Origin of the sequence: Rhodanobacter soli (assembly GCF_040548735.1) — a bacterium.
In the GTDB taxonomy this organism is placed as follows: Bacteria; Pseudomonadota; Gammaproteobacteria; order Xanthomonadales; family Rhodanobacteraceae; genus Rhodanobacter; species Rhodanobacter soli_A.
The window spans coordinates 2,296,013-2,309,568 of record NZ_JBEPSD010000001.1; the positions used below are offsets into that span (position 1 = coordinate 2,296,013).

Here is a 13,556-nt window from a genome sequence, read left to right on the forward strand (position 1 = left end):
CGAAGTCAAAGTGAGCTGTCGGTGCAGGCCGCGACGGTCGCGCTGCGTACCGGCCGGGAACTGGAGCGCACGCTCCACAGCGCCACGGCGAAGCCGAGCACGGTGACCAGCGCCGCCGCCCAGGTCACCGCGCCGAGGCCTGGGCCGTGGCTGATCACCGCGCCGCCCAGCCACGCGCCGATCGCGTTGCCGAGATTGAACGCGGCGATGTTGAAGCTCGACGCCAGCACCTGGCCGCCACCGGCGGCCTGCTGCAGCACGCGCAACTGCAGCGGTGCCACGGTGGCGAACGCGGCGATGCCGAGCAGGCCGGTGAACGCGATCGTCGCCGGCTTGCTGTGCAGGGCGAACGTCATCGCGGCCAGCACGATCGCCAGCGCCGCGAGCGAGCCGAGCAGGGTCGGTACCAGGGCGCGATCGGCGAGGCGGCCGCCGAGCAGGTTGCCGATCACCAGGCCGCCGCCGAACACCAGCAGGATCGGCGACACCGCGCTGTCGGCGAAGCCGGTGACGCGGGTCAGGATCGGCTGGATATAGGTGAATACCGCGAACACGCCGGCGAAGCCGAGCACGGTGACCAGCAGGCCGAGCAATACCTGTGGCCGTGCGATGCCTTTCAACTCCTCCATGAAGCGCACCGGCGCGGCGTCGCCGCGGTCGGCCGGCACCAGGGTGGCGATGATCGCGGTGGCCAGCACGCCGATCGCCGTCACCGCCCAGAACGTGGCGCGCCAGCCGAACGCATGGCCCAGCCAGGCACCGGCCGGCACGCCGAGCAGGGTGGCCACGGTCAGGCCGGTGAACATGATCGAGATCGCCGAGGCCTTGCGGTCCTCCGCCACCAGCCCGGTCGCCACCACCGCGCCCACGCCGAAGAAGGTGCCGTGGGCGAGCGAAGTGATCACCCGCGCGATCATCAGCACGCCGTAGCTTGGCGCCAGCGCGCTGGCCAGGTTGCCGACGGTGAAGATCAGCATCAGCGCGACCAGCGCGGTCTTGCGTGGCAGCCGGCTGGTCGCCGCGGTCAGTAGCGGCGCGCCGACGAACACGCCCAGCGCATAACCGGAGATCAGCAAGCCGGCGGCCGCGATGCCGACGTGCAGGTCGGCGGCGACCTGCAGCAACAGGCCCATGATCACGAATTCGGTGGTGCCGATGCCGAACGCGCCCGCGGTCAGCGCGTACAGCGCCAGTGGTGTGCGGGGTCGGGGGGAAAGAGAGCGCATCAGGGTCGTCCGGAGGAAAAGAGGCGCAGCTTAGGCGCTTGCCTTTTCGCCAAAAACCACCAGGATGGCTAATCATTATCAACAAATGATTGAAAGTCATGGATCGCATCGGCGACCTCAGCCTGTTCCTGCGCGTGCTCGACCTCGGCTCGATCAGCGCCGCGGCGCGCAGCCTCGACCTGTCGGTGGCGGTGGCCAGCCAGCGCCTCAAGCGGCTGGAACGCGAGCTCGGCGTGCGCCTGCTGCACCGGACCACGCGCCAGCTGCACGCCACGCCCGAAGGCGCCGCGCTCGCCGAGCAGGGACGCGCGCTGGTGGAGGATCTGGAAGCGCTTACCGGCGGCTTGCGCCAGTCCGCCACCGAGGTCAGCGGCATCTTGCGGGTGACCATCCCGGCCTCGTTCGGGCAGCAGTACATCTCGCCGCTGCTGCCGGAGTTCCTCGCCCTGCATCCGCGGGTGAAGCTCAGCGTGAACCTCAACGACCAGATCCTGGATCTGGTCGGCTCGGGTTTCGACCTGGGCATCCGTGTCGGCGCGCTGGGCGATTCCGGCCTGGTCGCGCGCCAGCTGGCAACCAACCGGCGCGTGCTGTGTGCCTCGCCGGACTACCTGCGGCGGCACGGCACGCCGCGCACGCCGGCGGACCTGGCAACGCACGACTGCCTGCTGCTGGTCGGCAGCCAGGGCCGGCAGGACATCTGGCGCTTCACCGACCGCAAGGGCCGCGAAATCGCGCAGCGGGTGCAGGGCCGCTTCGAGAGCAACCAGGGAGAACTGCTGCGCGACGCGGTGGTGGCCGGGCTCGGCATCGCGCTGCATTCGGTCTGGCACGTGCACGAGCAACTGCGCGACGGCCGGCTGCAGGTGCTGCTGCCCGACTATCCGATCGCCGCCACCGGCATCCACGCGGTGATGCCGCAGCGCCGGCTGGTGCCGCCACGGGTGCGCGCGTTCGTGGATTTCCTGGCCGAGCGGCTGGGCGAGCATCCGCCGTGGGAGCGCTGAGCTTGTAAGCTTCGACCATCCCCCGCAGGAGTCGCCCGATGCACAGCCAGGACACTTCGAACCCGCCGCGTCACGGTATCCGCCGCGCCATCCTGGCCTTGCTCGCGTTGCTGGTGCTGTGCGTGGCGGCGTTGATGTGGTGGTGGGACAGCGAGCCGCCGCTGTTCGAGCCGGCGGCGGTGACCCAGGCGCAGATGCAGAAACTGAAGCGACCGGCCAGCACCGGCGCCGCTACCACGGTCACCCTGATCACCTCGGTGCGCACCCTGCTCGACAAGCGCGGCGGCTACCTCAGCAACGACAAGCTGCCGCCGGGCGTGTTCATGGACAACGTTCCCAATTGGGAATTCGGTTCGCTGACCGCGTCGCGCGACCTGGTGCGTGCGCTGCGCAACGACTTCAGCCGCTCGCAGACGCAGTCGACCGAGGACAAGGATCTGGCCGAGGCCGATCCGCTGCTCAACAGTCCGAACGACCGCTGGCTGCTGCCCAGCTCGGAGAGCCAGTACCGCAAGGCGATCAAGCATCTGGACGGCTATCTGGGCCGGCTCGGCGACAGCGACGACAGCAATGCGCACTTCTACGCGCGCGCCGACAACCTGGCCGATTACCTGCAGGTCGCTTCGGCGCGGCTGGGCTCGCTGTCGCAGCGGCTGTCGGCCAGCGTGGGCCAGATCCGCCTCGGCGATGTTCCCTCGGTCGACGCGCCGGCCGAGGCCAGCACGGCGCGCGCGCCCGGCGGCGGCCGGCTGGTGAAAACCTCGTGGAGCAGGATCGACGACAACTTCTACGAGGCGCGCGGCTACACCTGGACCCTGCTGGAACAGCTGAAGGCGTTCCAGCAGGATTTCGGCCCGATCCTGCGCAGCAAGCACGCCGACGTCAGCCTGCAACAGGTGATCCGCGAGCTGGAGGAAGCGCAGCGCCCGCTGCACAGCCCGATGGTGCTGAACGGTTCGCCCTTCGGCTTCTTCGCCAACCATTCGCTGGTGATGGCGAACTACGTGTCGCGCGCGAATGCGGCGCTGATCGACCTGCGCGAGTTGCTCAGGCGCGGCTGAGTCCGTTGCACGACCACTCCCGCTTCGGCGGGATTGGTCGTGCAGCGGCGTGTTTCATCTTCACCCGCGCCACCGGCGCATCACGCGGCGAATGGTGCGGGGGTCTGCGGCGCTTCTGGTGTAGCTGAGGAGGGGACGCGCGCCTCAGTCGCTGATGGCATCCTGGTAACGCTGGAAACCGGCCACGATCTCGGCCTTGGCCTCGTCGGCGCCGACCCAGCCCTCCACCTTCACCCACTTGCCCTTCTCAAGATCCTTGTAGTGCTCGAAGAAGTGGCCGATGCGTTCCAGCCAGTGCGGCGAGACGCCCTTCATGTCGTTGATGTGCGCGTAGCCCGGGAACACCTTGGGCGACGGGATCACCACCAGCTTCTCGTCGCTGCCGGCCTCGTCGGTCATCTTCAGCATGCCGACCGGGTGGCAGCGGATCACCGAACCCACGGCCAGCGGCAGCGGCAGGATCACCACGGCGTCCAGCGGATCGCCATCGCCACCCAAGGTGCGCGGCACGTAGCCGTAGTTGCACGGGTAGCGCATCGGAGTGGACAGGATGCGGTCGACGAAGATCGCGCCGCTTTCCTTCTCCACTTCGTACTTGACCGGCTCGGCATCCTTGGGGATTTCGATGATGACGTTGATTTCGTCCGGCACGTTGCGGCCGGCGGAGACGAGGTGCAGACCCATGGAGTGTCCTTGGCGATGAAGGGGAAAAGAAGGTTCGCAAGAATACGCCAAACGCTGCTGCGACGCAGCAACGGCGGGCTCGCCACGGCGGTGGTCAGGCCTTCTTCGGCTTCTTGTAAGGCCGCTCGCGCAGCCATTTGGTGGCGATCCACTTCTCGCCCTGCAGCACCGGCAGGCCGGCGTGCAGCGAACTCTGGTCGCCGCCTTCGTAGGCGAAATACACGGCTGCGCCACGCCGCGCGGTGACGGTGAGGCCGATCTCGGGGAACGCCGTGCCGCCGCCTTGCGCGGGCGTGTTCAGGTACATCACCACGCTGGCGATGCGCTGACCGCCCACTGCGGTGATCGCGCCGTAGCCCGGCTGCTCCGGGTCGAACCAGTCGAAGTGCGGCTCGTACTCCTGGCCCGGCAGGTAATGCAGGATCTGCAGCCCTTCGCCGTGGCTGGCCGGCACGCCGAGCAGGGTGGCCAGGCGCTGCTCGATGCGGCCGACCAGCGGCACTTCGTTCAAGGTGAAGAACATCCCCTCGCTGGTGCGCCGCTGGTCCACCTGATGGCGGCCCTCGCTGTCGACGGTGAGCGCGCGTTGCAGCCGCGGTCGCGCCAGCTCGATCAGTTCGTCGCATTCCTCCGCGCTGAGGATGTTTTCCAGCACCCGCAGCGCCGGCATGTCGACGCCGAGCGAGACGCCCACGGCATGCCCGTCAATGCAGACCTCCGGCGCCTCGGGATGTTTCGTGCGCAGACCCTGCGGCGATCCCTTGGCGGTGCTGGCGAGCAGCGTGGCCAGCGGCAGCTTCAGCACCTCGGCGACGATGCTGCGGCTCTGCCGCGGGTCGTAGCCGTTCTCCTTCAGCAGCCGCAACACTTCCGGCACACCATGCCCGGCCCGCGTCGTGGCCAGGATCCATTCGCGCAATTCGGGGCTGATGGTGGTGCGTGGGTGCATGACTTGCAGGATCGACCGGGGTGTACAGAGCTTACTTCACACTGCAACGCTGCCGAAGTTCGAACGATTCATTCGCGATCTGCATGTCGATTTCATCCAGGCAGCGGCCAAACAGTTGCATGGCCTCCCGCAATTCATGGATGGACAGGCCGCAATAGCCCAACATCAGGCCAGGCCGCGAAGGCGCGTGGATGTAGTGAGGCGCCATGGAGTACAGGCCCAGGCCCCGCTCATGAGCCAGATCAATCAGTTGCTGCACCTGCGCATGATCGTAGCCGGGCAGCCATGCCACGACGTGCATGCCCGCTGGTGAATCGACGATTTCCACCCGCTGCCCCGCATATTGCTGCAGGCCGCGAATCAGTTCGTCGCGGCGCGCCTTGAGCTCCTTGCGCGCGAGTCGCAGATGTCTTTCGAAGCCGCCACTTTCCATGAAGTGTGCAAGTGCGGCCTGCGCGATGCCTGGGCAGGAGAAGTCGCTGAGAAACTTGGCGTTGATGAAGTCGTCCCGCAACGCCACCGGCAGCACGATGTAAGCCAGTCGCAGGGAGCCGAACAACACTTTGGAGAAGGTGCCGACATAGATCACACGATCGTGCTGATCAAGCGATCGCAGCGCAGCCAGGGGCTGGGCGTCATAACGGAATTCGCCGTCGTAGTCGTCCTCGAGAATCCAGCAGCGCTGTGCCTCCGCATAGCGCAGCAGTTCCAATCGTCGCGGCAGGGACATGGACACGCCGGTGGGGAACTGGTGCGATGGAGTCACGCAGATCAGCGGCGGGGACGGCCTTGGCAGCGCGGCACAGAGCAAGCCGTCCTCGTCCACGGGCACGGTACAAACGCGTGCGCCGTGGGAGATGAGTGCCTGGTAGACGCCGAAATAATGAGGCTCCTCGATGACTACCGGGTCGCCCTCATTCAGCAGCACGCGGGCAGTGAGCGAAATGGCCTGCTGGGTTCCACTGACGATCAGCACGTTTTCGGGCAAGGCCTGCACGCCACGTCGGCGGGCCAGGTATTCGCAAACCTGCTCGCGTAGTGGCAGCGAACCCTGTGAAGAGATTGCGCTGGTTGGCGTATAGGTGGCCGCGCGCGCCAGTTCGCGCCCCCAGACCTCGCTCAGGGAGGGATTGAGCAGCGGGTTGCCGTACTGCAGGTTGTAGCGCAAACCCTGATGTGCCTGGGCGACCTTTCGGTCCTGTATTCCACGCGCCCGATGAGCGTAGCGCGAGGGGGCCGTGATCGAGCGCTCGGTCTGGTGTGGCGGTTGGCCTATTTGCAGCTCCGCTACGTAGCTGCCCGAACCAACGCGGGCCTCGATGAAACTTTCGGCGCGCAACTGCTCGTAGGCCGCCAGCACGGTGGTGCGCGAGAGTCCCAGTTGCTGTGCCAGCTCTCGCGTGGCAGGCAGTCGTGAGCCCGACCTTATGCGGCCGCTGAGAATCGCGGTCCGCATGGCCCGGATGAGCTGGCCGTACTGCGGACCATTGCCGTCAAGAATGAGAAACATGCCAGATCTCCGAGGGGTTTCAGAAATGCTGTCGTTGGATTTTCCATCGCGACGCGGGGGAAGCGCTGCGATGGCAAGCGAGCTTAGGTGCTGCGGCGGTCCGGTGCGTGCGGCAGAAGTCATGCCGTCGACAGATCTGTCGATATGGCGAACAACGATCGGCAGCGGTGGAGCGGAGACCTTCGGCTGAATGCGCCGGCGCCGAAGCGGATCGTCTTCGCCGCCCTTGTCGATCGGCTGTTTTCCGCATGTACACGCCGAGGTGGCGCGAGTTTTCGCGGCGGTCAAAAAACAGGAACACCGCCGGCATGCCGACGGTGTTCCTGGTTCAGCACTTCCGGGCGATCAGAAGTCGTAGTTCACGCCGAAGCGTACGTAGCGTGGCGTCTGCGCCGTGAACGGACGCAGGTAGTTGACGCCCTGACGCGCGTAGGTCTGCGTCGTCTCCTGCTGGTCAAGCACGTTGTAGACCATCACGTTGAAACCCAGTCGCCGCTGCGCCCACTCTGGCCGGTACTCCGCGCTCAGGCTCAGCAGGTAGGTCCACGGGTTGTGCGACTCGCCCGGCGGCGAAGGCTGGCCATTGCAGAAGTGATAGTAGGTGCCGTAACCCAGCCCCGGATTGGTGTTGTTGGCATACAGGCCGAGGCAGCTCTTGGGTGCGCCCGACATGATCGTCAGGTTGCCGGAGAGCATCCACGCTGGGTTCAACTGGTACGAACCGTACGCCTTGATCTGGTGACGCCGGCTGTTGGCCAGCTCGCCATTGGCGTAGTCCATGATCTGCGCGTAATCCCAGTCGGACGTGGCCGACACGTCGGTCTGGCCGACGTCGGTCTTCACCTGGCCCTCGCTGTTGCCGTAGCTGCGCGACCACAGGTAGTCGATCTTGCCCTGCCACTTGCCGTCGAACGGATGCTCCAGGTACAGATCCAGGCCGTAGTACTTGCGCTTCATCGTGGTGTTGAAGTGGAAGTCGTTCTTCCAGTCCATCTGCACGGTGTAGTAGCCGCCGGCCAGCTTCGGGATGTTGAATGACGAAGTGGCACCCGGGTTGATCAGGATGCTGCCCGGCACCTGGGTGGCGTCGTAGCTGTTCGGGTCGATGCCCATCGCATTCATTTTCGCGATGATCGACACGTTGTCGGCGATGTCGTCGATGGCGTTGCGCAGGTTGCGATAGGTGGCCTTGGCGCCGTACACCCACGAATCGCCCAGCTTCTTGTCGAAACCGAGGATGTACTCGTCCTGGTACTCCGACTTCAGGTTGTTCGAAGCCGCGGTGCGCGGGTCACGTCCCTGGCCGTATTCACCATTGTTCGACAGCGGCTGGCCGGCGCCGACGCTGGTATCGATCGGGGCCAGGCCGGTAGGCACGCCGTTGGCATCGATACCCGTGTAGGTGTAGTAGGTGCTGGTGTACAGCGAGGTGCCGGCCGAACGCTGCGCCACGCTGCTCGGCAGTGCAAGGTAGTAGCGGCCTGCGTTGCCGTAGACCTTCATGCTGGAGTCGCCGTTGACGTCCCAGCTGAAGCCCACGCGCGGCGCCCACTGCGGCGAGGTCAGGCGCAGATAGGGCTGGCCGTCGCCACCGTAGTTGGTGAACTGGTCGTTGCGCAGGCCCAGCTTGACCAGCCAGCGGTCGTTGATCTGCCAGCTGTCCTCGATGTACTGGGCGCGCTGTGCGACGCGGAACGAGCCGTTGTCGTGATAGCGATACTGGTAGACGTAGTAGCCGTTGCTGCCGGGGCCGGCTGCGGCGACCCACGGCGAGTTGCGCCAGTCGGCGCCCGCGGCCGCGGTGCCCGGACCGCCCAGGATGTACTGGTTCGGCAGCGGATTGCCGTCGCCGTCGGTCATCCGGTCGTAGTACCAGGCATAGCCGGTGCCGCCGGGCGGGAAGTACGTACCGGCATCGACGTTGGACGAGTTCTGGTTGTCGATGCCGGCCGTCAGCGTGTGATCGCCCAGCCTGTAGCTGACATCGAGACGCAGGTTGGTATTGGTCGAGCGATGCCCCGGCAGGTTGATCGTCGACACCGTCTGGTTGTTGGTGATGATGTCGCCGCCGGTGATGTCCGGGTTCTGGTTTTCCGGATGGAAAAGATACGGGTTGGTCGGGTCGAATCCGGGCGTGTCGCTGTAATAGGTGCCCTTCATCTTGCCGTACAGCGCGCTCACCGTGAGGTCGTCGGTGATGTAGCTGGTGAATTTCGCCGAGTAGAGGTCGGCGCCGTTCTTGGTCGAGGTGGCGCCACCGACGTAGTCGGTCTGCTTGTCGCTGTCGTAGTCGTAGTTGTACGTCGTGCCCTGGTACGAATTCTTGCTGGAGGCGCCGGTCAGTTCCAGCACGTTGCTGTCGTTGATGTTCCAGTCCAGCTTGCCGTACCACTTCGGCCGATCCTCGCGGGTGCGGGTATCGAACGGCGCTGTCACCGGACCCACGCCACGGTCGGCCGCACTGTTGGAGTCGCCGTTGCCCTGCTCGCGCTCGGCTTCGACGGCGGCGAAGAAGAACAGCTTGTCCTTGATCAGCGGGCCGCCGACGTAGGCATCGACGGTGGTCGTCCACGACTTGTTGTCGACGCGACGACGGTAGATATTGCCGCGCGAACCGTCACTGTTGACGTAGTAGAAATTCTTCGGGTCGCCCTGCAGGTCGGTGGGCGTCCACTGCACCTGGCCACCGAAATGCCACTCGTTGGTGCCGCGCTTGCCGACCTGGCTGATCACGCCGCCGTCGGAACGTCCATAGGCCGCGCCGTAGCCGCCACTGAGCACTTCCTGCTGGTCGATCGCGCCGTAGGGCAGGGTCAGGCCGCCGAAGCCGCTCAGCGGATCGGTCGTGTTGAAACCGTTGATGTAGTAAGCGTTCTCGACGACCGAGGAACCGCCCAGTGACACCACCGAGCCGCCGGTGGTGCTCAAGCCGTTGAACAGGCCGCTGCCTTCGACCACGCCCGGAGCGAGCAAAGCGATCGCTTCGGCGCTGCGTGCCAGCGGCAAGCGGGCCAGTTGCTGGGAGGTGATGACGGTACGGGAATCCACACCGGTCACGTCGATGCTGGGCAGCGCGTTGGCCTGTACGGTGACCGCGCTCAGCGTTTGCGCGCCCGCCGCACCCGCGAAGGAAACCTCGGTGCCGGCACCCACGCGCATGGTGACATGGGAGCGCGAATCGATGGCTTGCCCATCGCGCTGCAGGGTCACGGTGTAGTCGCCCAGCGGCAGCGAGTCCACCGTGTAGCGACCGTTCGCATCTACCGCGACCTGGCGCGAGACGCCGGAGTTGCTGCGCACCAGCACGCTCTCGCCGCTGCCGGCGGGGGCTTGGCCGAAAATGCTGCCTGTGGTGGCTTGCGCATGGACCGGTGCAGGCGCGACGGCGCCGTACAGGCCCAGGGTGATCGCAGCGGCGAGGCTCAGTGCGCGCCCCGTCAGGCGGTGTTTGCGAGACTCGTGTTCAATATTGCTCTTGCGGTTTTTCATGTAACTCCCCGTCTCAGTGGCGGTGGAAGTCGGATACGGAGAAATGAATCCGCGTCCACCTTGGAATGGAAATTGGATGGCAAGGGGCTGCCGGAGCCGGCAGTCGTGGCTCATCCCGCGAACTTGCGGTGGCGTTACCTGGAGTGGCTCAGGCGATCAGCGCGCGGTTGCGCCTCAGCTGTTCGCCGAGCGTGCTGTGGAAGTTGATCAGGCGACTGATGAGGGTGACATCGCCGACGCGGCTGGAGATGTCGTAGAGCTCGGCCAGCCGATCGGCGCGCGAGTTCGGGTCCAGTGAGCCGCCGATGAGTCCTATGTACGATTGCAGCAGGCGCAGGGAAGTCGCGAGCAGCCTGGAATCGAGTGTCGACGTGTACCGCGGGTCCGATGCGCACTGCTCGGGCCGCGACGGAGCAACGGGAATGGCATCCGGGGGTGCCGGGTTTTCCGTCCCGGCCTGCATGGATCCCTCGCCCGCCACCAGCCAGAGCAAGGAGACGCCAAGGGTGTGGGCCATGGTGATGCAGCGCTCGCGCGAAATATTACTGCGACCGTCGCGCCAGTTGCGCACCGCTCCCTCGGAAAAGCCGCAGCGTCCGGCAATGACGGCAGCTCCGCCGTGGAGCTCGATCAGCTTTTGTATGCGCGCAGGCAGTCCGCGCGCGGGATCCGCCGTGCGTTCCTTCGATGGCAGGGGCTCTGCCGCGCATGGCGCAACCACGTGCATGGTGCGTAGTTGCTTGAGCGAGGCTCCGAGAGTGGCGGGGTCGTCACGCCTGAGGTCATTCGCGCGACCCGGGCCCGCATCCACGCGAGGTGGATGCAGCTCGGGGCAAGATGCAATCGTCGACATACCGATGATCTCCGTAGTGGGGATCAGCCTCGTACGAGGCTGAAAAACGAAGCTTGGGGAAGGAGGACGGGTTCGTCTCGATGTCAACGTTTCGTTACAAAACCGTCTTTTTTTGTAGCGTAGTGATCGAAGCCGATTCGATACATAGCCAATTCTTCTTGATTCGATGATGCCAATTCGTCGGACGGCCACCGGGTGTTCATCAAGAATGTGCGCCGGCGACATGTCGTCGCCCTACGCAGGAAGAAGCGATCGTGCGTCTTTCAATTGGACGTCCAATCGACCCGGATCATCGGCATGGTTTCACGCCGGTTGGTGTCGTCATCGACGGAACGCGCCGATCGAGGGCGATGGAACAGGGCGGCTTTCGGAACCGCTCAGGTGCCGGCGAGCAAGGCCGGTCGCAGGCGGATGGCGAGAGTGGTTTGACCATCCCGTGAAAACGAACGCCCGGAGCGGGAGACCCGTTCCGGGCGTTCGGATGATGCTTGCGGGTGCGGAAGGCCGATGGAACCTACTTGAGCTGGTCCCACAGGAAGTCGTACGCCATCGCGTGCATGTGGGCGGACTGCCGGTTGTCCGCGCCGGCGCCGTGGCCGCCTTCCAGGTTCTCGTAGAACCACACGTCCGGGTGGCCTTGCGCCTGCATCCGTGCGGCCATCTTGCGCGCCTGCACCGGGCCGACGCGGTCGTCGCTGGTGGCGGTATAGAACAGCACCGGCGGATAACGGCCGCCCTGTTTCACGTTCTGGTACGGCGAGAAGGTGTGGATGAAATTCCAGTCCGCCGTGTCCGGGTTGCCGTACTCGGCCATCCACGAGGCGCCGGCGGACAGGTGGATGTAGCGCTTCATGTCCAGCAGCGGCACCTCGCAGGCGATCGCGCCGAACAGCTGCGGGTACATCGTGAGCATGTTGCCCATCAGCAGGCCGCCGTTGCTGCCGCCTTCGGCGCCGAGGTGCTTCGCCGAGGTGACGCCGCGCCTGACCAGGTCCTCGGCCACCGCGGCGAAGTCCTCGTACGCCCGCGGGCGGTTCGCCTTCAGCGCGGCCTGGTGCCACTGCGGGCCGTACTCGCCGCCGCCGCGGATGTTGGCGATCACGTAGACGCCGCCGCGCTCGAGCCAGGCGCGGCCGACGCTGCCGCTGTATTGCGGCTGCAGCGACACCTCGAAGCCGCCGTAGCCGTACAGCAGGGTGCGGTTGGAGCCGTCCAGCTTGAGGTCTTTCGGGGCGATCTCGAAGTACGGCACGCGGGTGCCGTCCTTCGACTTCACGAAGTGCTGGCTGACCGTGAATTTCGCGGCGTCGAAGAACGCCGGCGCCTGCTTGATCGTCTCGGCCGCCGCGCCGTCCAGCACGCCGCGCTGGAGCGACGACGGCGCCAGGAAGCCGGTGACGTCGAGCCAGTACTCGTCGCTGTGGTCGGGGTCGGTGTCGACCACGTTGATCGTGCTCATCGCCGGCGCGCCCGCCATCGCCGCGCGCTTCCAGTCGCCATCGGGCGTCGCCATCTGCGGCGGGGTCAGCACCTCCAGCCGGCTCTTGACGTCGTCCATCAGGTTGAGGATCAGGTGGTTCTTGGTCCAGGCGTACGAGTCCAGCGAGGTATGCGCGTCGGGTTCGAACAGCACGGTGAGGTGGCGCTTGCCGGCCATGAAGTCGTCGAACTGCGTTGCCAGCAGCGCGCCGGCGGGGTAGGTGATGCCGTCGACGGTCCACGGCGAGCGGGTCCGCACCAGCAGCCAGTCGCGATGGGCGTCGGCCTCCGCATCGGCCGGCACCTCGACGCGGGCCAGCTTGCCCTCGACGCGCTGGTACAGGTCGCTGTGATAGAAATCCCTGGCGATGGAAACGAAATCGCGCTCGTAGCCCGGCGTGCGGTCGTGGTGCGCGCTGACCGCGAGATCGCTCGGCTTGCCCTCGTACACTGTACGTGCCGCCGCCAGCGGCGTGCCGCGCTTCCATTCCTTGGCGATGCGCGGGTAGCTCGATTCGGTCATCGAGCCGGGGCCGAAGTCGGTGCCGACGTAGAGGGTGTTTTCGTCGATCCAGCCGACCTGGCTTTTCGCCACCGGCAACTCGAAGCCGCCCTTCACGAACGCCTTGTGCGGAATGCTGAACTCGCGCACCACGGTCGCATCGCCGCCGTCCGGCGACAGCGAGACCAGGCAGCGTTCGTACGCTGGCTTCAGGCATTCCACGTCCTTGAACACCCAGCGCTTGTTCTCGGCCTTGTTCAGCGCGTCGACGTCCAGCAGCACCTCCCACGCCGGATCGGCCTTGCGGTATTCGGCCAGCGTGGTGCGCCGCCAGACGCCGCGCGGGTGCGCCTTGTCGCGCCAGAAGTTGTACAGGTGGTTGCCCATGCGGTTGACATAGGGGATGCGCGCTTCCGAGTCGAGCACTTCGAGGATGCTGTCGCGGGTGCGTGCGAATTCGGCGTTGTCGACGAACTGTTTCGCGGTCGCTGCGTTCTGCTGCTTCACCCAGTCCAGCGCCCGGTCGCCGTGGATGTCTTCCAGCCACAGGAACGGATCGTCGCCGGCTGGGGCATTCGTGGGCGCGGGTTTGGGGGTGGTATCGCGGGCGTGGATGTCGTTCATGCCCGCCAGTGTGACGCCGAGTGCCAGCATCAGCCAGACCGATTTCATCGTGTGCCCCCCATGTGCGCGAGTGAACGTAATGGACATGACGGGCGCGGCCCGCCGTCAGTCGAGCGTAACCGGCCGAGGATACGGCTGCCCGTGACTAAAGTCAGGAGCGCGGGCCGGAAAC

General features: G+C 65.9%; 9 protein-coding genes. 2 read left to right on the plus strand and 7 right to left on the minus strand.

The genetic code is table 11. The annotated features are described in order from the left end of the window. Positions 1–5: 5 nt before the first annotated feature. Positions 6–1,226, minus strand: coding sequence for an MFS transporter (locus tag ABIE04_RS10395; RefSeq protein WP_354549607.1), 1,221 nt, complete (start codon positions 1,224–1,226; stop codon positions 6–8). Positions 1,227–1,324: 98 nt separating this feature from the next. On the opposite strand from ABIE04_RS10395, the gene ABIE04_RS10400 reads away from it, so the two are divergent. After that, a complete protein-coding gene (locus tag ABIE04_RS10400; RefSeq protein ID WP_354549609.1) occupies positions 1,325–2,233 on the plus strand; it encodes a LysR family transcriptional regulator in 909 nt (302 codons plus the stop codon). 38 nt (positions 2,234–2,271) lie between these two features. Further along, positions 2,272–3,294: a DUF2333 family protein gene (locus ABIE04_RS10405; RefSeq protein ID WP_354549611.1), complete on the plus strand. Its 1,023-nt coding sequence runs from the start codon at positions 2,272–2,274 to the stop codon at positions 3,292–3,294. A 144-nt stretch (positions 3,295–3,438) separates the two neighbouring features. On the opposite strand, the gene ppa is transcribed toward ABIE04_RS10405, so the two are convergent. From ppa to ABIE04_RS10435, 6 genes are all read right to left on the minus strand, one after another. Then, positions 3,439–3,978 (minus strand): inorganic diphosphatase, encoded by a 540-nt coding sequence (ppa, locus tag ABIE04_RS10410; protein ID WP_214556583.1) that lies wholly within the window; start codon positions 3,976–3,978, stop codon positions 3,439–3,441. Between the two features lie 94 nt (positions 3,979–4,072). After that, the gene (locus ABIE04_RS10415; protein ID WP_354549614.1) at positions 4,073–4,927 is read right to left on the minus strand and encodes a 2OG-Fe(II) oxygenase; all 855 of its coding nucleotides are present in this window, start codon (positions 4,925–4,927) and stop codon (positions 4,073–4,075) included. Positions 4,928–4,958: 31 nt separating this feature from the next. Then, positions 4,959–6,725: a PLP-dependent aminotransferase family protein gene (locus ABIE04_RS10420; RefSeq protein WP_354549616.1), complete on the minus strand. Its 1,767-nt coding sequence runs from the start codon at positions 6,723–6,725 to the stop codon at positions 4,959–4,961. Between the two features lie 57 nt (positions 6,726–6,782). Beyond that, entirely contained in the window at positions 6,783–9,926 is a 3,144-nt protein-coding gene (locus ABIE04_RS10425) for a TonB-dependent receptor (RefSeq protein ID WP_354549618.1), read from the minus strand. Positions 9,927–10,074: 148 nt separating this feature from the next. Next, positions 10,075–10,653, minus strand: coding sequence for a YdaS family helix-turn-helix protein (locus ABIE04_RS10430; protein ID WP_354549620.1), 579 nt, complete (start codon positions 10,651–10,653; stop codon positions 10,075–10,077). Between the two features lie 640 nt (positions 10,654–11,293). Further along, positions 11,294–13,432, minus strand: a complete 2,139-nt coding sequence (locus ABIE04_RS10435) for a prolyl oligopeptidase family serine peptidase (RefSeq protein WP_354549622.1) — start codon at positions 13,430–13,432, stop codon at positions 11,294–11,296. Positions 13,433–13,556: the final 124 nt, after the last annotated feature.

What these genes read in the sequence shown, in the direction of transcription:
- ppa (WP_214556583.1), bottom strand. Translation starts at nt 3,978, where the DNA reads ATGGGTCTGCACCTCGTCTCCGCCGGCCGCAACGTGCCGGACGAAATC.
- ABIE04_RS10415 (WP_354549614.1), bottom strand. Translation starts at nt 4,927, where the DNA reads ATGCACCCACGCACCACCATCAGCCCCGAATTGCGCGAATGGATCCTG.
- ABIE04_RS10405 (WP_354549611.1), top strand. Translation starts at nt 2,272, where the DNA reads ATGCACAGCCAGGACACTTCGAACCCGCCGCGTCACGGTATCCGCCGC.
- ABIE04_RS10430 (WP_354549620.1), bottom strand. Translation starts at nt 10,653, where the DNA reads ATGCACGTGGTTGCGCCATGCGCGGCAGAGCCCCTGCCATCGAAGGAA.
- ABIE04_RS10435 (WP_354549622.1), bottom strand. Translation starts at nt 13,432, where the DNA reads ATGAAATCGGTCTGGCTGATGCTGGCACTCGGCGTCACACTGGCGGGC.
- ABIE04_RS10400 (WP_354549609.1), top strand. Translation starts at nt 1,325, where the DNA reads ATGGATCGCATCGGCGACCTCAGCCTGTTCCTGCGCGTGCTCGACCTC.
- ABIE04_RS10395 (WP_354549607.1), bottom strand. Translation starts at nt 1,226, where the DNA reads ATGCGCTCTCTTTCCCCCCGACCCCGCACACCACTGGCGCTGTACGCG.
- ABIE04_RS10425 (WP_354549618.1), bottom strand. Translation starts at nt 9,926, where the DNA reads ATGAAAAACCGCAAGAGCAATATTGAACACGAGTCTCGCAAACACCGC.